Source organism: Candidatus Cloacimonadaceae bacterium (genome assembly GCA_030693415.1).
Lineage (GTDB): Bacteria > Cloacimonadota > Cloacimonadia > Cloacimonadales > Cloacimonadaceae > JAUYAR01.
Map to the genome: position 1 here is coordinate 1 of JAUYAR010000014.1, position 21,022 is coordinate 21,022.

General features: G+C 50.4%; 18 protein-coding genes and 1 rRNA gene. 15 read left to right on the forward strand and 4 right to left on the reverse strand.

What is annotated here, in order from left to right; translation table 11 throughout:
- Both Q8M98_00755 and Q8M98_00760 read right to left on the reverse strand, forming a co-directional pair.
- Positions 1-116 (reverse strand): 16S ribosomal RNA (locus Q8M98_00755); the annotation flags it as partial.
- A 289-nt stretch (positions 117-405) separates the two neighbouring features.
- Positions 406-1,923 carry a Do family serine endopeptidase gene (locus Q8M98_00760; GenBank protein MDP3113279.1) on the reverse strand — a complete coding sequence of 506 codons (1,518 nt, stop codon included), beginning with the start codon at positions 1,921-1,923 and terminating at the stop codon, positions 406-408.
- Positions 1,924-2,621: 698 nt separating this feature from the next.
- Between Q8M98_00760 and recG the strand changes: the two genes are divergently transcribed.
- The 4 genes from recG to Q8M98_00780 all read left to right on the forward strand — a co-directional run bounded on the left by recG (position 2,622) and on the right by Q8M98_00780 (position 10,759).
- On the forward strand, positions 2,622-4,721 hold the full coding sequence (gene recG, locus Q8M98_00765) for an ATP-dependent DNA helicase RecG (protein MDP3113280.1): 2,100 nt from the start codon (positions 2,622-2,624) through the stop codon (positions 4,719-4,721).
- A gap of 79 nt (positions 4,722-4,800) precedes the next feature.
- On the forward strand, positions 4,801-8,082 hold the full coding sequence (locus tag Q8M98_00770) for a S8 family serine peptidase (protein ID MDP3113281.1): 3,282 nt from the start codon (positions 4,801-4,803) through the stop codon (positions 8,080-8,082).
- Between the two features lie 493 nt (positions 8,083-8,575).
- Positions 8,576-9,412, forward strand: coding sequence for a pirin family protein (locus Q8M98_00775; protein ID MDP3113282.1), 837 nt, complete (start codon positions 8,576-8,578; stop codon positions 9,410-9,412).
- 207 nt (positions 9,413-9,619) lie between these two features.
- The gene (locus tag Q8M98_00780; protein ID MDP3113283.1) at positions 9,620-10,759 is read left to right on the forward strand and encodes a nitronate monooxygenase; all 1,140 of its coding nucleotides are present in this window, start codon (positions 9,620-9,622) and stop codon (positions 10,757-10,759) included.
- A 1-nt stretch (position 10,760) separates the two neighbouring features.
- Here the strand turns inward: Q8M98_00780 and Q8M98_00785 are convergent, their stop codons facing one another.
- Complete coding sequence (locus tag Q8M98_00785) at positions 10,761-11,042, reverse strand: hypothetical protein (GenBank protein MDP3113284.1); 282 nt, start codon at positions 11,040-11,042, stop codon at positions 10,761-10,763.
- Positions 11,043-11,140: 98 nt separating this feature from the next.
- Between Q8M98_00785 and Q8M98_00790 the strand changes: the two genes are divergently transcribed.
- The 11 genes from Q8M98_00790 (at position 11,141) to Q8M98_00840 (ending at position 20,049) form a co-directional block, all read left to right on the forward strand.
- Positions 11,141-12,157 carry a radical SAM/SPASM domain-containing protein gene (locus tag Q8M98_00790; GenBank protein ID MDP3113285.1) on the forward strand — a complete coding sequence of 339 codons (1,017 nt, stop codon included), beginning with the start codon at positions 11,141-11,143 and terminating at the stop codon, positions 12,155-12,157.
- Positions 12,158-12,341: 184 nt separating this feature from the next.
- Entirely contained in the window at positions 12,342-12,821 is a 480-nt protein-coding gene (gene ribE, locus Q8M98_00795) for a 6,7-dimethyl-8-ribityllumazine synthase (GenBank protein ID MDP3113286.1), read from the forward strand.
- The gene (gene nusB / locus Q8M98_00800) at positions 12,805-13,272 is read left to right on the forward strand and encodes a transcription antitermination factor NusB (protein MDP3113287.1); all 468 of its coding nucleotides are present in this window, start codon (positions 12,805-12,807) and stop codon (positions 13,270-13,272) included. Before ribE ends, nusB begins: the two co-directional genes overlap by 17 nt.
- 22 nt (positions 13,273-13,294) lie before the next feature.
- Positions 13,295-14,215, forward strand: a complete 921-nt coding sequence (locus Q8M98_00805; GenBank protein MDP3113288.1) for a glycosyltransferase — start codon at positions 13,295-13,297, stop codon at positions 14,213-14,215.
- A complete protein-coding gene (locus Q8M98_00810) occupies positions 14,212-15,291 on the forward strand; it encodes a radical SAM protein (protein MDP3113289.1) in 1,080 nt (359 codons plus the stop codon). The genes Q8M98_00805 and Q8M98_00810 overlap by 4 nt, the downstream gene beginning before the upstream one ends.
- 3 nt (positions 15,292-15,294) lie before the next feature.
- Entirely contained in the window at positions 15,295-16,704 is a 1,410-nt protein-coding gene (locus Q8M98_00815) for a PQQ-binding-like beta-propeller repeat protein (GenBank protein ID MDP3113290.1), read from the forward strand.
- Positions 16,701-17,384 carry a DUF4159 domain-containing protein gene (locus Q8M98_00820; GenBank protein MDP3113291.1) on the forward strand — a complete coding sequence of 228 codons (684 nt, stop codon included), beginning with the start codon at positions 16,701-16,703 and terminating at the stop codon, positions 17,382-17,384. The genes Q8M98_00815 and Q8M98_00820 overlap by 4 nt, the downstream gene beginning before the upstream one ends.
- 3 nt (positions 17,385-17,387) lie before the next feature.
- Positions 17,388-18,137 carry a UDP-2,3-diacylglucosamine diphosphatase gene (locus Q8M98_00825; protein ID MDP3113292.1) on the forward strand — a complete coding sequence of 250 codons (750 nt, stop codon included), beginning with the start codon at positions 17,388-17,390 and terminating at the stop codon, positions 18,135-18,137.
- Entirely contained in the window at positions 18,134-18,994 is an 861-nt protein-coding gene (locus Q8M98_00830) for a peptidylprolyl isomerase (protein MDP3113293.1), read from the forward strand. Before Q8M98_00825 ends, Q8M98_00830 begins: the two co-directional genes overlap by 4 nt.
- 62 nt (positions 18,995-19,056) lie before the next feature.
- A complete protein-coding gene (locus Q8M98_00835; protein ID MDP3113294.1) occupies positions 19,057-19,254 on the forward strand; it encodes a hypothetical protein in 198 nt (65 codons plus the stop codon).
- A 9-nt stretch (positions 19,255-19,263) separates the two neighbouring features.
- Positions 19,264-20,049: a ZIP family metal transporter gene (locus Q8M98_00840; protein MDP3113295.1), complete on the forward strand. Its 786-nt coding sequence runs from the start codon at positions 19,264-19,266 to the stop codon at positions 20,047-20,049.
- A gap of 108 nt (positions 20,050-20,157) precedes the next feature.
- On the opposite strand, the gene Q8M98_00845 is transcribed toward Q8M98_00840, so the two are convergent.
- On the reverse strand, positions 20,158-20,622 hold the full coding sequence (locus tag Q8M98_00845) for a hypothetical protein (protein MDP3113296.1): 465 nt from the start codon (positions 20,620-20,622) through the stop codon (positions 20,158-20,160).
- Positions 20,623-21,022: the final 400 nt, after the last annotated feature.

Consider the following 21,022-nt stretch of genomic DNA (forward strand, 5'->3'; position numbering starts at 1 on the left):
CGTGTTACTCACCCGTTCGCCACTCTCATTTCCCCGAAAGGAAACTACCGTTCGACTTGCATGCCTAATCCACGCCGCCAGCGTTCGTCCTGAGCCAGGATCAAACTCTCCATCATTTTTAATAATGATTGTAATTGACAAGAGCTTCTTTCTCTCATTCCCACTCTATATACTGTTTAAAGATCATTCTGCCGCCGCCCGAAAATTAAGCATCGTCGAGCGAACGTTTCGTCATCATCTGCAAGGGGCTTATTTTGTCAAGAAGAAATCTCACATTTTATTCATATTTCTTTTTCATCATCACCTAACATGCCTTCTGACAAGAATATACGAATGCATTTTTATTTGTGCTTGAGAAGAAAAAAGCCCCTGACAAGCCGGGGCTCTCTCTGGTTGATAGTTAAATTAATCGAATCTGAGGGGAATAAACTGGTGGTTTTTGTTGCGATCGGCAACATAGAGGGTGATGATCTTGCGATCGGATTTGTTCATCTGGTCGATGGCATTTGAGAGCACACTGCTGAATTCAGCAGGGCTGTTCACTTTCACAGCGTTGATGCTGAGGATGATGAATCCGGCTTGGATGCCTGTTTTAGCGGCTGGGGAATTGGCATCGATCTTGGTGACGACCACTCCCTCATCGCCGCTGACACCGAGTTTTTTACCGGTGGCGCTGTCTATGGCTTCGACAGTGATACCGGCAGAGACTTTGCCATTGACCGGTTTGTCGGTGCCGGCTGCGGCGATCTCATCCGGAAATCCTTCCAGTTTGATCTTCAACACTTGTTCCTTATGGTCGCGCACGAGCCTGACCGGAACGTCCGAACCCACTTTTGAGGTAGCTACGGCGATGCGAAACTTGGAGACGTTTGGCACTTTTTCATGGTTGAATTCGAGGATCACGTCCCCCACTTTGATGCCTGCTTTATCGGCGGGGGAATCCAATTCGACCTTGGCAACGAGGACTCCGGCGATTTCTTTGAGATCAAATGCTTCCTTGAGGTCGGATGTAATCTCTTGGGGCAAGATGCCGATATAGGCACGTGAAACCTTTCCGCCGGCGACGAGATCTTCGACCACGCGGTGAGCGAGATTGATCGGGATGGCGAATCCGATACCGATATTGCCACCGCTGGTGCTGGTGATTGCGGAATTGATGCCGATCACTTCGCCATGGATATTAAGCAGCGGTCCGCCGCTGTTTCCGGGATTGATGGCGGCGTCCGTTTGGATATAATCCTGATAAATCGGCGAACCGGAACCAAAATTGAGATTTGATCTGCCGATAGCGGAGATCACTCCCAGGGTGACCGTGCGGTCTAAACCAGATTCTCCAAAGGGATTACCGATGGCGATCGCCCATTCGCCGATCTCCAGTTTGGCAGAATCTCCCAAAGGCGCCACGGTGATCTTCTCACCTTCTGTCACAATGATCTTGATCACGGCTACGTCCGTATTGGGATCCAAGCCCACCACGGTACCTTTGTAGCTGGCTTTGTCCGCCATGGTGACGGTGATTGTGCCTTCCCTGCCTTTTTCCACCACATGGTTGTTTGTCATAATATAAGCTTCGCGCGTGGCGGGATTGAAATCATAGATAAATCCGCTGCCCATCGAAGTAATCGGACGTTGTTGCTGTGCGGGAGGTTGGGGGAAGAAAAAGCGGAAAACATCGTCGTCAAAGAAGGGATTGCGAAGGTTCTGCACCGGCACTTGAGCTTCGACCTTGATTTGAACGATCGCTTCACGAACTTTGCGGACTACTTCCACGACGGGGTTTTGGGCAGGCGAGTGCAGCATTCCCGTGACCGTTCCAGATTCAGTCCGGACGGTGGACAGGGCTGTATCTTGCGCTTTGGCAGCGCTGCAGGACATCAATGCAATGGCGATGATCGCCATGATGATTCGATTCCGTGCAATCATAGTATATCTCCTATGTTTGTAATTTTTCAGTTCGTTTTTAAAGATAGTAAACAAATCCGCGAGGCGATCACCTAAAAGCCGCATCTCGAGGACAATCTATCCGATTTAGGCATTTGGTCAAGAAAAAAATCTTCTTAAAAGTTGGGTGAAAGGGTGAACATGTGAACGGATGAAAGGGTGAGCCCCAGCAGGGGCGACACAAGATAGCTCGGGGTGGAGCGAATGCGAAACCCCGTAACCGATGAACCCAAAACATCTCCAAGCCCCATCAGGGGTGACACAAACACCCACAACGTCAATTCCGGTAATCTGTCATGGTCATCTAACTGCTCTTAAATTCAAATTCTTAACCGTTCGATTCACATCCTCTCCCGTGAGCATTACGGAATCAATACGGACTTAGTCCGTAATGAGTCCGTATTGATTCCGTAATGCTAAGGGGGAAGAACCGGATTTTTAGGGTGCAAGTTGTCGATGGAACGGAATATGGAATTATCGACGTCCCCGTCGGTTCCACCCCGTGCTATCTTGTGTCGTCAATGATGGGGCTGCCGCGCAGGAGCCGACGGGGACGTCGGTAAATCCATATCCTTTCCACCAACTCTCAATTCATAGCGATTGGGTTTGTTGAAGGCATCGTTGAACAGTCTCCGAGAATGTGCTGTTGACAAAAAACGCCCGTTGCAGCAAGTGGAATCATGGATAAAGCAAAGCAAGATTTCCGGCATGACCTGACGGTGGATGTGAAGTTTCTCAAGGGCATAGGCGAATTCCGCGCCCGGCAATTGGGCAAGCTTGGCATCCACAGCGTGGCTGACCTGATGGAGCATTTCCCGAGGGACTATATCAGCCGCCGCGTGAACCAATCCATCTTTGAAATGCAGGCTGGAGAAAGGGTCGCGCTCACCGCCACGATCTCCTGGAGAGATATCCGTCTCACCCAAAAAGGCAAACCCATCCTCAATATCGGCATCAGCGATGGTAGATCGTTATTGGTATGCAGTTGGTTTTCCTATCCCAAGGCATTCGAGGCGCTGTTTGAGCCGGGAAGGACGATCTGGGTGAGCGGACTATTGAGCGATTACAACAACCAAATGCAGTTGCTGCACCCCGATTTTGAAATGGTCGATGAGCGCGAGGATGACGACTTTTGGAAACAGCGCGAGTTTCTTCCCGTCTATCCTCTGAGCGGGGATCTGACCCAGAAGTTCTTTCGTAAAGCGATCTATCTGGCGTTTTCTCTTTATGCGGACAAGATAGAGGAAAACCTGCCCCAACATCTGATCGACAAATACAGTTTCACTCCACGTAAAGCGGCACTACAGAAAATGCACTTCAGTTCCAAGCCGACGGAGATTGAGACGCTCCGAACCCGCTTTGCTTACGAAGAGCTTTTCTATTCGCAGATACTATGGGCGCGGCACCGATATTTTCACGGAAAGGAAAGCGTCGGCATCACTTTTGAAAACAAGCGGGAACTGACCTCCGGCTTGTACAATATCCTCCCATTCAAGCTTACCGGAGCCCAGAAACGCGTGCTGCGGGAGATATTTGCGGATATGACTTCCCCCAAACAGATGTCCCGTCTTTTGCAGGGAGACGTCGGTTCCGGTAAAACGATCGTAGTGCTCTTCGCGATGCTGTTAGCGGTGGAAAACGGTATGCAAGCGGCGTTGATGGCTCCCACGGAGATCCTCGCCGATCAACACTATACCACTATCACCACCATGCTGCAAAATCTGCCGCTAAAAGTGGCGTTGCTCAAGGGTGGAAACTACAAAGGCAAATCCGCTTTGAAGACCGAGCTCGCGGAGGGAAACATCGACCTCCTGATCGGCACCCATGCTTTGATTCAAAGCGACGTCAGTTTCAAACAACTCGGCTTTGTGGCGGTGGACGAACAACACCGTTTTGGCGTTCAGCAACGCGCCATGCTTGCCAGAAAGGATGCGCATCCCGACCTGCTCTATCTTTCCGCCACTCCGATCCCCCGTTCGCTTTCGATGACCGTCTATGGCGATCTAGAAGTCAGCACCATCGATGAAATGCCTCCCAACCGCAAACCCGTGCAGACCTATATCCGTTCCAACAACAAGATCGATCTCGTCTATAATGAAACGCGTAAGGAACTGGCTCAGGGCAGGCAGGTCTATATCGTCTGTCCCTTGATCGAGGAATCCGACAAGATCGATCTACTGGATGCTGAGAGGCTCTATAAACACATATCCGTCAAGGTCTTCCCAGAATACAAGAGCGCGTTGTTGCATGGCAGAATGCCCTCCCAGGAGAAAGACCGGATCATGCTCGAATTTAAACGTGGAGAGCATCAGATCCTCGTATCCACCACCGTGATCGAAGTGGGAATGGACGTTCCCAACGCTTCGGTGATGATCGTTGAACACGCGGAACGCTTTGGTCTGGCGCAGCTACATCAATTACGCGGAAGGGTGGGACGCGGCGCAAAGCAATCCTGGTGCTATCTGATCGAGCATTTCCCGGTCGGCAAGATCGCCCGCGAACGTCTCAGCACACTTGCCGGCAGCACGGACGGGTTTGTCATCGCGGAAAAAGATTTGGAGCTGCGCGGACCTGGCGAGTTCTTTGGCACCGAGCAATCCGGCATGCCAGGCTTTCGCTTTGCCAGCCTGATCCGCGATCAGCATATTCTCAAACTCGCAAGAAATGACGCTTTTGAGATCATCTCCGCCGATCCTGATTTGAGCAGCGAAGCAAACGCCGAGATTAAAAAACTCTATGCCCTCCAATATACTGAAAAAGAAAAGCTTATCCTCTATTAAAGCACTCTATGAAATTAAAATAGTTGACTAAATCCCCCTCCCAAGATTGCGTGCAAAAAAACCAACACTTGAGGTACCCATGAAAAAGCTGACGCTATTCATCTCGCTGATCTTGGCTCTGGGCATACTGTCCGCCCTGAAGTTCGATGCGGACTTCTTTCAATCCAAGACCATCATCGCATGTTTCACCAAAGATGCCATCGGCAATGATGCCGGAACAATAGATTTTTCCCTTGAAAACAGTATAGTGAGAACCGGTATAAGCTCATTCAACGAGCTGGCAACGATGTATCGCTTTACCGGGCTGGATCAAATGCACGCCTACGTCAAGGTTCCCACCTGGAACGACAATGGCGTCTATCTGCAAAACCTATATCGGGTAAGGCTTGAATCGGACGACATGATCGATGCCGCAGTGGAAGCCCTTGCCAAAGACCCGAACATCATCTACGCCGAGCTCGAAGGTATAAACCGCAGCAAGTTTGTCCCCAACGACCCCATGGTCACCCAACAATATACTCATGCACGCATCCGCAGCTATGATGCCTGGGACTATATTCAGGGCTCACACAATGTCCTCATCGGCATCACGGATTCCGGCGTGAAATGGAACCATCCCGATCTCAGGGCAAATATCTGGATCAACCCTGCCGAATCTCCCGGAATGACCATCAATTGGGATGCCGGAACGATCACCGGTGGAAACGGAGTGGATGCCGGAGAAGGCGGAAACAAGATCGACGACCTCGTGGGCTGGGACTTTTATAATAACGACAACAACCCCATTCAGACTTATGTTCAAAACGACCACGGCACTCACGTTGCCGGGTGTGCGGCAGCGGTTGGAAACAACGCCATCGGCGTGGCGGGCACCTCCCCCATCGCTTCGATCCTTTCCTGCAAAGGCTCTTCAAACACTTCTCCCTCATCGGGAATCTCTTATGCCTACGACCAAGTGAAGTATTCCGCAGAGATTGGAGCACACATCATCAATGCCAGTTGGGGCGGCTCCGGAGGCGGTGCCTATCCCAATTCCATCGTCAACTATGCCACTGCTCTCGGCTCGCTTGTTATAGCCGCCGCGGGAAACAACAACACGGAACACACTGCCAGCTATCAGGATTATCCGGCAGATTGCACAAACGCTCTTTGCGTCGCCTCGACCGGACAAAATGACGTGAAATCCAACTTTTCAGATTTTGGCGCACCGATCGACATCTGTGCTCCCGGAGAGGGAATCCTTTCCACGATCATCAGCAACAACGGATATGATGCCTATGATGGTACTTCGATGGCGTCCCCAAATGTCTCCGGCGTCGCCGCATTGGTCAAAGCCATGCACCCCAATCTCACGCCCGCGCAGCTCATGCAGCGCTTGATGGCAACCGCGGATTATATCTACCACGTCAATCCAAATCACATGAATAAACTCGGCGCCGGCAGAGTCAACGCTTTCTCCGCCACCATGTTTGACAAGATTCCCTATATCACTATCGAAGACAAGTTATTGGAAGAAATATCCGGCGACGGGGACGGCGTCCCTAATCCAGGTGAAACAATTCGTCTCAAAGTTATGTTGAACAATTATCTCGATCCCCACACCGGGCTTTCTTGGCTTACCGCCCAAAACTTGGTGGCAACTCTGAGCACAAACTACCCAGGCGTCACCATCACCCAAAACACCGCAAGTTTTGGCTCTCTCTATGCCGGAAGCTCAATGTGGAACAACGGCAGTCCCTTCGTATTCCAGTCTGTGAGTAATCTGCCTTCAGAACCGATCCCCTTTGAACTGCTGCTCAGCGCCAATCAGAGCGCGGCTTTCCCCTATAACAAAACCATTCCCTTCACAGTGAACCTTTCGCTTGTGCAAGCCGGTTGGCCATTCAACGTTGGCGGAGCTTCAAGCTCCAGCCCCATAATCGTCAATCTGGATAGCGAGCCCAACCGAGAGATTGTCTTTGGCGATCAGGCAGGCAACATCCACGCTCTCAAGAAAGACGGCGTCACCCAAATGCCGGGATTCCCTTACAGTGCGGGTGCCGGAATCATCGGATCGCTTTCCATGAGCGATGTGGACAACGACGGCACTTATGATTTTGCCGCCAGCTTGCAAAACAACAACATCATCTGCCTCAAGCAAAACGGTCAGCTTTTGTGGAGCGTTCCCGCGGGCGGAACTTTGCGCAGCGGTCCCGTCATCGCTACTTTGAGCATGGGCGCTTCCCGTCAGGTCATTGCCGCCACGCAAAGCGGCAACCTGATCGTCATCAACAACAACGGCAGCTACTATCCAAACTTTCCCATGAGCGTTGGCGGAGCAGTTTTGGCTCCTCCGGCAATAGCTGATCTGAACGGCGACGGCAACCACGAAATCATCGTCATCACCCTCAACGGACAGCTTCACGCGGTTAGCAGCACCACCGGACAAAACATTGCAGGCTTCCCGGTGACCCTTTTAGGCGGATCACAAAACCCGATCACCATCGCCAATATCGATAGCGATCCGAATCCCGAAATCATCATCACCACCAGCACCGCCGGATTTGTCTATGCCATCAACCACGACGGCAGCACCCATTTTCAAAGAACCCTCGTCGGACAGATCAAAACCGGAGCCGTCATCGCCGACGTCGATAACAACGGCAGCAAGGAAATCATTGTGATCACCGCCGCCGGCAATGTTCATGTGATGAACGGCAGCGGAACGGACATCCCGGGCTCTCCGATTCTCGTGGGTCAGGCGGTGGAATGCACTCCCGTCGTGGCTCGCTTTGATGGTGATAACTATGCCGGAATCATCTTTGGAGATACCAACGGTAAGCTCCACAGCGTGCGCATCGATGGCACCGAATCCACCAATTTTCCCATCCACTTGGGTGGAAACATCAAGATCTCCGCTGCATTGGCAAACATCGACAACGATGGAGACTTTGACATCGTCATCCCCAACGACAGCGGATTCTATGTGATAGACATCAAACGCGCCGTTCAGGCTTACGAATGGTTCTGCTTTATGGGCACCTACAACCGCAGCGGAAACATCTATCAAGCCACGCCGAACAACGATAACCTCACTCCCGCCATCACCACCGAACTGAAAGCAAACTATCCAAACCCCTTCAACCCCAATACCACTATCGCCTTTAACCTCGACAAAAGCGCTCCCGTGATGATCGAAATCTTCAACCAAAAAGGACAGAAGATCAAGACCCTTGTCAATTCCGATTTCCCCACCGGCAATCACAGCATCGCCTGGAACGGAAAAGACGACAACGGCAACGGCGTCAGCAGCGGAATCTATTACTACCGCATGAAGAGCGGCAAGTTCTCCTCCACCCGCAAAATGGTGATGATGAAATAAGATCAATTGCCAACGCACTGAAACAGATAATCAAGCCCCGGTTTTCCGGGGCTTTTTCTATGTCATAAGGTTTTGACGCATTGAGTGATATCTTCAGGTGGAAAGGTGGAAAGCAGAGCAAAAGCAGAGAGATGAGAGATATTTGCCGATAAAACGGAACATGGAATTACCGACGTCCCCTTCGGTTCCACTCCGTGCTATCTTGTGTCGCCACTGATGGGGCTGACGCGTATGAACCGACGGGGACGTCGGTGATTCCATATTCACTCCATTCCCCGTTTGCATTGGGCGACAATTGATATATTGTGCTGGTAGGATGCGGATTCTGTATTTAGTTCAGTGAGAAGTAAAGGGCGGGTTTTTCAGGGGCACACCTGTGTGCGATGCTAACCGCGATGTATTTCTGATAGGCGTTGCATACGATTCCGCTTGACGCATTTGGCAGGGAAATTAATTATGTTCCATCGTTCAGACGAAATATAGTGAGGTGTATATGCGCAAGATAAAGCTCGTCAAAGCAGGACTGCCGACCCTGGAAGGCGCCGGAGTGCGTCTGCATAGAGCTTTTGGCTACTATGACACCCAAAATTTCGATCCTTTTTTGATGCTGGACGACTTTCGCAACGATGATCCGGATGACTATCTTGCCGGTTTCCCCTGGCACCCTCATCGCGGCATCGAGACCATCACCTACATGTTGGACGGCTCTGCCGAGCATGGAGACAGCATCGGCAACAAAGGCACGATCCGCAAAGGCGAGGTCCAATGGATGACAGCCGGCAGCGGGATCATCCATCAGGAAATGCCGAAGCCGGACAAACAGGGCAGGATGTATGGCTTTCAGCTTTGGGCAAATCTCCCCGCCTCACACAAGATGATCAAGCCCCGCTATCAGAACATCAAAGCATCTCAAATCCCTGCGGTGCATACCGATAACGGCATCACGATCAAGCTTATCTGCGGCTGTTTCATGGGTGTCTCAGGACCGGTGAAAGACATCATCATCGATCCTCAGTTCTGGGATATTAGCTTCCCACCCCAGACGCAGATAACTCTGCCTGCCCCAAGCGGATACACTTGTGTTATCTATTGCTATGACGGGGATTCCGTCATTGACGCACAAAGGATATCAAACCGTCAAGTGGTGCTCTTTGAAGATGGCAAGAACATTTCTATTCAAGCAGGCACAGGCGGTGTCCGCATCCTTTTTCTCTGCGGAAAACCTTTGGGAGAGCCAATATCATGGCGCGGGCCGATCGTCATGAACACAAAAGAAGAGATTCAGAAAGCTTTTCAGGAGTTAGACGAGGGTTCTTTTATCAGAAAATAAACCTTTTGTTTTTCCGAAACCTAAGCTAATTTGTATTATAGTTGTTGACCGAAACGTTATGAGCAGTCCTGGTTGCAGATGTGCAACTCGCCGATGAGTATTCAGAGCAGGCGAACCGGGGTTTTGCTGATAAGCAGTCTGATCGACCGTTTATAAAGTCCAATGTAACCGGGAATGAGCTCGTTCCCGCTGAAAATGAGGTAAAAGATGACTAAAATATTACCGCAACTCAAGATTGGCGATCTGATCGCCAAACTCCCGATACTCCAGGGGGGAATGGGAGTGGGCATATCCCTTTCCAAGCTGGCAGCCGCTGTCGCCAACGAAGGGGGGATCGGCATCATCTCTTCTGTGGGATTGGGACTGCTGCGTCCCAGTCTGGGCAAAGGTTACCGGGAAGCAAATATCGCCGCTCTCAGGGATGAGATCCGTGCAGCACGCAAACTGACCAACGGCATTCTCGGGCTGAATATCATGCTCGCGATATCGGATTTTGATGAAATGATCAGAGTCGCCTTTGAGGAAGAGATCGACATTGTCTTTCTGGGCGCTGGTTTGCCGCTCAAAGTGCCAAGCACAATGACGCTGGAATATCTGCAAAACACCAAAACCAAGATCGGCATCATCGTTTCTTCCGCCAGAGCCACGAAATTGATTTTGAATCATTGGGCTCAACATTTTCATCGCATCCCGGACATCGTGGTAGTGGAAGGACCCAAAGCCGGAGGCCATCTCGGTTTTAAACGCGAGCAGATCTTTGATCCTGACTATGCCTTGGAAAACATCCTCCCACAAGTGAAACTGGAAGTGAAAGCCATCGAAGACAAGCACGGAAAAAGGATTCCGGTAATCGCCGCCGGAGGCATCTTCACCGGCGAACAGATCTATAAGATCATGGATCTGGGCGCGGACGGAGTCCAGCTCGGCACTCGTTTTGTGGCAACCGAGGAATGCGACGCAGACGATACTTTCAAGCAGCTTTTCGTGGATTGCACGGAAGATGAAATCTTGATCATCGACAGCCCCGTCGGCTTGCCAGGCAGAGCGATCAACAACCAATTTCTGAAAGACGTCACCTGTGGAGAGAAACATCCCTTCACTTGCCCATGGAAATGCCTGAAAACCTGCGATTATCACACTGCTCCATATTGCATCGCGCTGGCTCTTCAAAACGCCCGCAACGGCTTATTCGCGGAAGGTTTTGCCTTCGCCGGAGCCAATGCCTATCTGGTGAAAAACATCACTACCGTCAAGGAATTGATCCGCGATCTGCTGCAGGAATATCAGGATTATTACGATCAGGTCGTGAACAAAGGTAAGCTCAAGCTCGCCCCCGCAAGGGATTGAGTCATCCTATTTTGAGGTTCTTCAGTCTGGATTGGATATCCGCGGCAAATTCCTCATCCGAGGCACCCGGATTTCGGGTTTGATACCACAGCTCGCAGGGCGCTTTGCCGCAGTCTCCGCAATCGGCAAAGCCCAAATCCTTGGCGCAGGCATAAATCGGACAATCCTCCCGGTCATAATACACAGCCCAGGAGACCTTTCCCTCCAGTTCGTTGCATCCCTCGCATTCTACCAGGTAGGCTTTGCAGTCCGTGCTGCAAACCACTCCGCATTTGCTCATCATAATCGTCTCCTTCCTTGCAGCTCTATCGCTTTGGCGAAACAGCTTGACATTTTTCCATGCTGAAAATGTCCTGCGGAAGGTCAAGGAGTATTTTTTAAATGAATGTCCCAATGATTACTGACGTCCTGAAAACATATCTGATGCGGCGGCGATTGCCAAACGCTGCCGGCAGCTATCTTTCCTACCATCTGTCTATAACCACAAAGAGAGTCTGGCATGGATTTTATCCGCCGGCGATTATGATCGAGCCCACCAATATCTGCAACCTGAGATGCCCGCTTTGCCCCAGCGGAAATGGCGGCATGGAAAGAGCCCGCGGGATGATGACGATTCAAAGATACAAAAAGATCATCCGTGAAATCCGAAGCCATATTGGTACGCTGATTCTCTGGAATCAGGGCGAGCCCTTTCTGCATCCGGATATTTATACCATGTTTGATTTTGCCGTGAAAGAGGGAATGTATGTGCTCACCAGCACAAACTTTAGCCTTGAGATCGATCATATAAAACTGATTGACAGCGGTTTGCAGCATCTGATCATCTCCATGGACGGCATCTCAAATACCACCTACGATCAGTATCGGGTCAACGGAGACTATGATCTCGTTTTGCACAACATGAAAGAACTCATTCGGATAAAAAAACTCCGCCACAGCAGACATCCATACATTATCTGGCAATTTATCGTGATGAAACACAACGAGCACGAGATCCCGGCAGTGAAACAAATGGCTCGCCGGCTCGGAGTGGACAAACTCGAGATTAAAACCGCGCAGATTTATGCTCAGGACGACATGCAGGTCTTTATTCCCTCGGACGCTAAGTATTCCCGCTACCATAAAAGCGAGGGTGAGTTTCGCATCAAAGCCGAACTCCTGAACCGTTGCCGGCGGCTTTGGACTCAACCTGTGGTGAATTGGGACGGCGAAGTGGCGGTATGTTGCTATGACAAAGACGTATCTTTCCCCATCGGCAACGTGGACGATGAAGGTTTTTACCGGCTTTGGTGCTCCACCGCTTTCAACGATCTGCGCCGCGACATCTTGCACCGCAGGAAAGATTTTGAAATCTGCCGGAATTGTGGAGAAGGCATCCGCCTCAAGGTAAAGAACTGATCTTCATACCCCATCTTGCTCATTGCGCAGCCCCCCCCCCAAGTGGATACTTTGATCACAAACCAGAGAAAGCACGGGTCGAAGACATGGTTTTCATGCTGAATGAAAGATTTTCCTTGAAAGAAAAAGCCTCCCAAATTAACGTGTCCCTTATTGAAAAAAGCCCTCTAAAAAGGAGCAATATATGAGAACTATTGAAGGAAATCTCGTTTCCAAGGGATATAAGATCGCCCTTGTGGTCAGCCGTTTCAACGAGTTTATCTGCAAGAAACTGCTCGACGGTGCCGTGGACTGCCTGATCCGTCATGAAGTCCGCGACGAAGACATCACCGTCATCTGGGTGCCCGGCGCCTTTGAAATACCGCTAGTGGCACAGGAAGCGGCCAAAGGCAACAATTATGATGCCGTGATCTGCCTCGGAGCGGTGATCCGCGGCAGCACTCCACACTTTGAATATGTGAGCGCGGAAGTGACCAAGGGCATCGCCCAGGTCAGCCTCGCATATTCCAAACCGGTGATCTATGGCGTGCTCACCACGGACACAATCGAGCAAGCCATCGAACGAGCCGGAGCCAAAGCCGGCAACAAAGGTTTTGCCGCTGCCACCTCCGCTTTGGAAATGCTCAATCTGCTCAAGGAGATGAAAAATGGGACAAAGGCGTAAAGCTCGCGAGCTCGCCGTTCAAACCCTCTACGCGCTGGACTTTGCGGAGGTTTCTCCGGATTTTACCGAATACTCGCTTTTAAGTAAATATCCGGACATCCTGAGCCAGCTTGCCGAGGCTGAGGAAATCGATACCGGATCGCCGGTCTTTGCTTTCGCGGACGAACTGGTCAAAAACGCCGTCATCAATATGGAAGATATTGAGATGGAGATAAATAAACACACCGACAATTGGTCTTTCGAGAGCATCGCTCATCTGGATCGCAGCATCCTGCACATCGCAGTCTATGAGATGATCTACACCGATACTCCTGCTCCTGTTGTGATCAACGAAGCCATCGAGATCGCCAAGAAGTTTTGCTGTGAATCCACCGGAAAGTTTCTGAACGGCATCCTGGATTCCATCAACAAAGACATGAAACAACATTTTGACGGAGAAAGGCCATCCTGATGCGTTTTCTCAACCGGGGATTATGAACAGAGACAACCCGGCAAGCCTGAATTGTTCGATCGGAGTTTTCGCGCACAACGAGGCGGAAAACATCGCTCAACTCTTGGAATCGCTTGTCTCGCAGACGCTTGATTCTGTCGTGATCGCTGAGATCATCGTCGTTTCGAGTGCCAGCACGGATGGCACCGATGAGCTTGTGGAAAAGTATGCGCTGGCTCATCCAGCGGTGCGTTTGATCCGCCAGGAAAAGCGCGAAGGCAAATCCAGCGCGATCAATCTCTTTCTCAAGGAAGCGGCATCGGACATCCTCGTCGTGATCAGTGGAGACGTCGTTCCCGAGGCGAAAACGATCGAGCTTTTGGTTTCGGTTTTCAAGGATCCGATGGTTGGTGCCACCGGCGGCAGACCTATTCCCATCAACGATCCGGCTACTTTCATGGGCTATGCCGTGCATGCGCTTTGGCGTCTTCATCACCGCCTGGCGATGATCAGTCCCAAGCTCGGTGAAATGATCGCCTTCCGCAAGCTGATGGATGCCATTCCTTCCGATTCTGCGGTGGACGAAGCAAGCATCGAAGCCATTGTGCGGCAGCATGGTCTGCGCCTTCGCTACATCCCCGAAGCGGTCATCCGCAACAAGGGACCGCAGAATATCAAGGACTTCGTCAAACAGCGCCGCCGCATTCAAAATGGACACCTTTGGCTGAAGGCGAAGCAGAGCTATAAAGTCAGCTCCCAAAAGGGTGGAATGCTGTTTTGGATCATTTTGGACGAAGTGATCGAGTTTCCTCATTCGGCGCCCAAGCTCTTCGCCGTGATGGCTTTGGAAATGTATGCAAGGATACTCGGATGCCTTGATTATCACCTTTTAGGCAAAAATCCCTTCGCCTGGGAGATCGTAGCATCCGCCAAAAAAACCGGTTCGGGAAACCAATCATTATGATCTTTCTGCTCTTTCGCTTGATAGGTTATTGGTTTATGAAACACTTGGGCTTTCCCAAGCTGTTGCCTATCAACTATACCGTCAGCCTTTTATATACCTGCAATTCGCGCTGCAGCACCTGCAACATCTGGAAAAAGAAAGCGGATAACCTCACTGTTGCCGAATATGTCAAGATTTTTAGGAGTGTGGGACGCGCTCCCTATTGGATCACTTTCAGCGGCGGCGAACCATTTCTCCGCAACGACATCGTCGAAGTAATAAAGGGCATCTATGAGGTTTCGAGACCGCGCATCATCAACATCCCCACCAACGGACTTTTGGTAGCGACCATCGTGGACAAGACGGAAGCCATCGCCAAAGCCTGTCCCAAAGCGCAGATCATTATCAACGTCTCCATCGACGGCATCGAGAATCAGCATGATGAGATCCGCAAAGTGCCCGGAAACTTCGCCAAAGCGATTTCCACTTTCCACAAACTCAAGGCTTTGAAGCTCCCCAACCTCTCCGTGGGCATCCATACGGTGATCTCCAAATTCAATGTGGAAAGCTTTTCCTTGATCGCCAACGAATTACTGCGCCTCAATCCGGACTCCTACATCACGGAAATTGCCGAAGAACGCGTGGAACTTGATACCATCGGCGCAAACATCTCTCCCTCGCTGATTGCCTACAAATCCGCCGTAGATTATCTCATCCACCGCATCAAAAACAGCAAATACACCGGCATGAACAAACTAACGATGGCGTTTCGAATCGAGTATTACAATCTCGTCAAACGCATCCTCCGGGATCAGAAACAGGTGATTCCTTGCTATAGCGGGGTCGCGTCCGTGCAAATCTCTCCCGATGGTGACCTTTGGTCTTGCTGCATCAAGGCAAAGCCACTGGCAAACCTGAGAAAGCTGGATTACAATTTCAGACGCGCATGGACGTCCATGGACGCGGAACTGGATCGGCGCTCAATCCACAAGAAAAAGTGCTGGTGCCCGCTGGCAAATGCGGCATACACAAATATGCTAATGGACTGTGGCACGCTTTTCAGAGTATTCTATCGCAGCTATATAAAGTGGTGGTGATCAATGATCTCGATTCAAAGTAAGATGGCTTTTCCGCCTTCCGCGATGTGCGATTATCAGGCATCGCAGGATGGGAAGTTTGCATGGTTCATTTGCACCTGGCATCCGGAAAAGATGTTTGCCCTGGAAGAAATCCAGGCAGAGATCAAGCTGGAGATCATCAATTCCGGCATCAGCAATCTCAGCAAGATGGAAGCGGAGAAATGGATCAAGGATCTCTTTGCGGATTTCCATTGGAAACTGCATGCCAGATTTCGCAAGACCGACCTGATCGAAAAGGGGATATCCCTCTTCTTTGGCATCATCTTTGAACAAGAGCTCTATTTCGTGCAGTTTGGCAGGATATTTTGCGCCGCCACGCACAAGGACAAGCTCATCCATGTGGGTCAAAACTGGAAGAACTTCCACGTCCAGAGCCATAAGGAGCTAAACTTGCTGGGCTTTTCCGAAGCGGATATCAAGATCAAGACCCATCGCCATTTGATCGCAAAAAACCAGCATTTCATCGTCCTGCCGGGCATTATCGCAAATAAGGTATTCGCAACAGACACGGACGCCACCGGTATCGTTCCTGTGATCGAATCCTATGCAGGCACGGAAAACACGCTCTGGTTGATCCTCGCTGGAGTGCCGGATTTGCTGAAAACCAAGCGCCGGCGCATACGTAAACTGCATATCTCCTCCACTCTCCTGATCCTGATGACGATTGCCGCGATCGCCTATATGGGCTTTGGCAACCGCTCCATCGATCTCTTTTTCCGCAAGGCGAAGATGCTGTTTCAAAGCAAACAGCCGGTGCGTCTGGAACAGATCCCAAACTATTTGAAGGTGAATAACGGAGAAATCATCAAATACCTGGAACGTGCGGTGAACATGCCGGCACGCACTATCGAGCTCAGCTTGTTGTGGAATACCGATCTGCCCTACAACGTGACCGCCGCCCCGGCTTTCAATCTCGAAAACATCTACCTGGCAAGCGATAACAACCTCCTCGCCTTCAATAAAAAGACCCGCAAGCTGCTTTGGAAGGTTTCTCTGGAAGACGAGATCATCTCCATTCTAAACACCCGCGCGGGACTGATCGTCGCTCTGGAAAACAACCGGATCCTCGGTCTGAATGACGATGGCACCAAGAGCTGGCAACGGAACATCAGCACCGGCATCAACGGCAAATCCAGTCTGCGACCGCTTGAACTGACCAACAACGAAAATCCCCGCATCGACGGAAGCATCTCCATCATCCCCACGGAAAAGGGACTCAGCGTGGTGGACAGCAACCGCGGCGAGACGCTATCCGAGATCACGCTGACAGAAAAGCTGCAATATCTTTCCGCTTATGACAGCTTCGATTCCTGTTTCTATGCAGTGGTGGCAAATACGATCGTATGTTTGGAACTGAAGATCGTCAATTGAATGCATCTGTCAAGATCCTCTGCATCCTTCTGATTGCTATTGCTATATCCATCAGCACTTTGGGAGGAATCACCGGAACGCTTACCCGCACCGGTTTTGCCCGTCTGCAATATGACGGCGGAGGGGATTGGTACAACGATCCGGAGGTGCTGCCCAATCTTGCCCGCTACGTCAATTCACTGCTAAATACAAACTTCCCCATCGACCAGGCGGTCGTCAAAGCCTCGGATGCCAAACTCTTTGAATATCCTTTCGTCTATCTCACCGGGCACGGCAACATCAGATTCACCGATCGCGAGATAGAAAACCTGCGCCAGTGGATGCTGCGCGGCGGATTCCTCTATGCGGACGACGATTATGGCATGGATCAATCCTTCCGCCGCGAGATCAAACGCATCTTCCCTGAATATCAACTAACCGAATTGGATCCATCCTTCCCCTTATTCACAAGGTTCTTCGATTTCAGCGCGGGACTGCCAAAGATTCACAAACACGACGAGAAACCGCCCCAGGCTTATGGAATCTTCGACGAAAACGGCAGATTGATGACGCTTTATACCTACGAAAGTAACATCAGCGACGGCTGGGCGGACTATGAAACCCACAAAAACCCTCCCGAAGTGCGCGAAACCGCTTTGCGCTTCGGTGCAAACATCGTCTATTATGTGATGACGAGGTGAGCCTTGCGGATCTGCGTTCTTTCCGATATCCATTTTAAATACAGCCCGGACAAAAACTCCGACCGGGAAAACGCGAAGCTGATCCTTTCCTTTTTGCAAGAGAGCGTCGGGCGCTATGACCTGATCGTCCTCAACGGAGACATCTTCGATCTTTGGTATGATTGGAATTATGTCATCATCAAGCAGTATTTTCCCTTGCTGCACCGCTTCGCAAATCTGAGAGAAGCCGGTTGCCGCATCGTCCACATCAGTGGAAACCACGATTTTTGGTTCAACGACTTCCTGTCAAAGTTTCTGGGCATGGAACTCTATGCCGATCGTTTCATTCTGGAAACTGACGGCAAGCGCATGATGTTTACCCACGGCGATCTGCACACGGTCAACGATATGCGCTACAAGGTGTTCCGCCATATAATCCGGCAAAACTGGGTCAAAAGCATCTTCGCGGCGCTGCATCCGGACATCGCTTTGACCATCGGGCGAAAGCTATCCCGCTCCAGCAGGCTGCGCAAGGTTTCCACCATATTGCAAAACAAGAAAAGCTCCGGTCTGACCCACTTTGCGACCGGACAGATCAAGAACAAAGGTTTTGACATCGTCGCCATGGGGCACAGCCATTCCCCCTCGCTGAAACCCATCGAGCATGGATTTTACGTAAACAGCGGAGACTGGATGAGAGCCCACAGCTATGTCGAAATCACCAACGGAATCATCGAGCTAAAATACTATAAACAAAAGGAGAACACAGTATGAATCAGATACGCGCATACCGCCTGATCACGCTATTAACCCTGTTGCTGCTCAGCATTTCGATGTTGAATTGCAGCAATAAAACCAACCAAAAAACACCAGAATTGGAGGAAATCGTGCAGAAAGAAGCACCCAAAAACGTAGTAAACGTCACTATCGAAACCACTTATGGAAACATCGAGCTCGAGCTTTGGCCCGATCTGGCACCCAAGACAGTGAACAACTTTGTCGAACTCGCCCAAAAGGGCTTTTATACCAGAACCTATTTCCACCGCGTGATTCCGGATTTCATGGTCCAGGGCGGCTGCCCAAACACCAAAGATAATGACCGCACAAACGACGGCACCGGCGGTCCCGGATACAAATTTGAAGACGAATGTCATGCGATGGGAGCTCAGATCACCGGCGCCATCGAGGATGACGAAACCGCCATGCTCGTCTGGAACGGCATCATCATCCCTCACATGCAATCCGGCAAAACTCCGGACGCTGAGATCTTCGCGATCGTCCAACAGGTGCAGGAACAGCAAAGCGGCAAGCCGATCATGGCTCATCCGGTGAGCTACTATCACCAACGCACCGGCATCAGCACTCCGATCCATAGGCAGACCCTCAAAGCTCCGGCGCTATATTCCTACATCGCCATGGCAAATTCCGGACCCAACACCAACGGCTCACAGTTCTTCATCATCACTAATAAACAAGGAACACCGCATCTGAACGGCAAACACACCGTCTTTGGAAAAGTCGTCAAGGGCATGGACATCGTGCACACGATCGAAAAACTTCCCCGCGACAGAAGCGATAATCCCAACCTCGATAACCAGGCTTTCATCAACGGAATCTCATTCCCGAAATAAAGCAGAACCATGACCATGGCAAGTGCGGTCAAACGTTTTTCACCCCTCAGAGGAGGAAACACATGAAAGCGATCTTTACTTACGACGACGAGCACCTCGGCAAAAGCTATATCGTGATCCCCAAGATCCGCGAGGTAGCCAAGGCTTTGGGCAATCTGGTCATCACATTCGACAACGGAGACAAGCGCAGCCTTGCCGTTGCCGATGCCGATGCTGCAATCACCGAGATTCTGGAGACCATCCAAAAGTTCTATGCCTAAGGCGATGCCTTGCTGAAAGATCCGATCTTCCTGGCGCTTTTGGGAACCATGTTCACGTGGCTTATGACCGCGCTTGGCGCTAGCTTCGTCTTGTTTTTCAAGACGATCAAAAGCTGGGTGATGGATTCCATGCTCGGTTTTGCCGCCGGAGTGATGATCGCTGCCAGCTTTTGGTCGCTGCTCAATCCCGCAATCGCGATGAGCGGAGGAAGCCCTTATCCCGCGGTGATCGGATTCCTATTGGGAGGAGCATTTTTGAGACTGATCGATCTGCTGCTGCCTCATTTGCATATCAATCATGATCTTTCCGAGCGCGAAGGACTGAAAACCCCCTGGGGTAAATCCACCTTGCTGTTTCTCGCTGTCACCTTGCACAACTTTCCGGAAGGATTGGCGGTGGGAGTCGCTTTCGGAGCAGTGGGATATGGATTGGAATCCGCCAGCATGGCAGGCGCGGTGGCATTGGCTTTGGGCATCGGTATCCAAAATCTTCCTGAAGGCGCTGCGGTGTCCATTCCCCTCAGACGTGAAGGTCTTTCCCGCTGGCGGAGCTTTTTTTGGGGACAGTTTTCCGGCATGGTCGAACCCCTCGGTGGAATCCTCGGAGCGATGATGGTTTTGCTCGCCCGTCCGGTATTGCCCTATGCTCTTTCATTCGCAGCAGGAGCGATGATCTATGTGGTGGCGGAAGAGGTCATCCCCGAAGCCCAGAGAGGCAAACATGCCCATCTTTCCACGATCGGAGTCATGCTTGGCTTTGCGGTGATGATGACTTTGGATGTGGTGCTCGGATAATTATCCGGATTATCTGTTATTTATCTTGATAAAAAGGCGGAGAAAGCATTGTCTGCAGTCTCCGTCATTTTCTTGTGATCCATGGCTGGATCCAATCTTTGTCCAGATTTAGTAGGTGAAGAGATTCAGCTTGGAATTGTCCCAATAAACAACCATATAAAAATTACCATATTCGTCCCAAGAGGCATCAACGTGTCGGTTGCCGTCGAGAACCCAGGCTGCATTGCCACTTTCATTGTCATATAGGATGTCTTCGCCATGATGGCTGACCAATGCTGCAAGGACGATATCTTCGATATTTTCTTCTTTTTGCGGAATATAGATCACATACCAACCCGCAAGAGTATCATCCGCAGGATCAAGCACTAACCCTATCGATTCCACATACAGGTTATCAAGCGCTGCGAATTCTGCGATGTTGTCATTGGCATCAAATATCCTAAATCCATTTTCTTCCAATATATCCATGCAGGTGCGATAATCCATTCCGTAGCTCAGATCAAACAACCCAGTCTGCGCACTTAAAGCAAATATGAAAATGCAGAAAGCGGCGATAATCATTATTTTCTTCATGTTACATCTCCAATGAGTTTATTTGGAAACAATATAAAGAGCTGCGCATTGTTTGTCAATTGTTTTCTTATGGAAATGTTGAACTCGTGTATCGAGACAATTTGGGCGAAATAAACAAAATGGGCTTATGTCTCTGTGTTACAACATGATACTGGATCGCGTGCCGATCCTTCCCCGTTAGCATTACGGAGTCAATACGGACTTAGTCCGTAATGAGTCCGTATTGCTAACCCAAGTTTCGCATGAAAAATGTGTTTTTAGTCATTTTGGAATCGTAACTCATTGAAAAATAGTATTTGAGTTTCGGAAAATAGCCAATTAGTGTCCAAAATCAGGGCTTTGCGGAAAAAATATATATTATCAGCTTCAGCGCCTGGATTTTCTGGGATTCATGTTTATA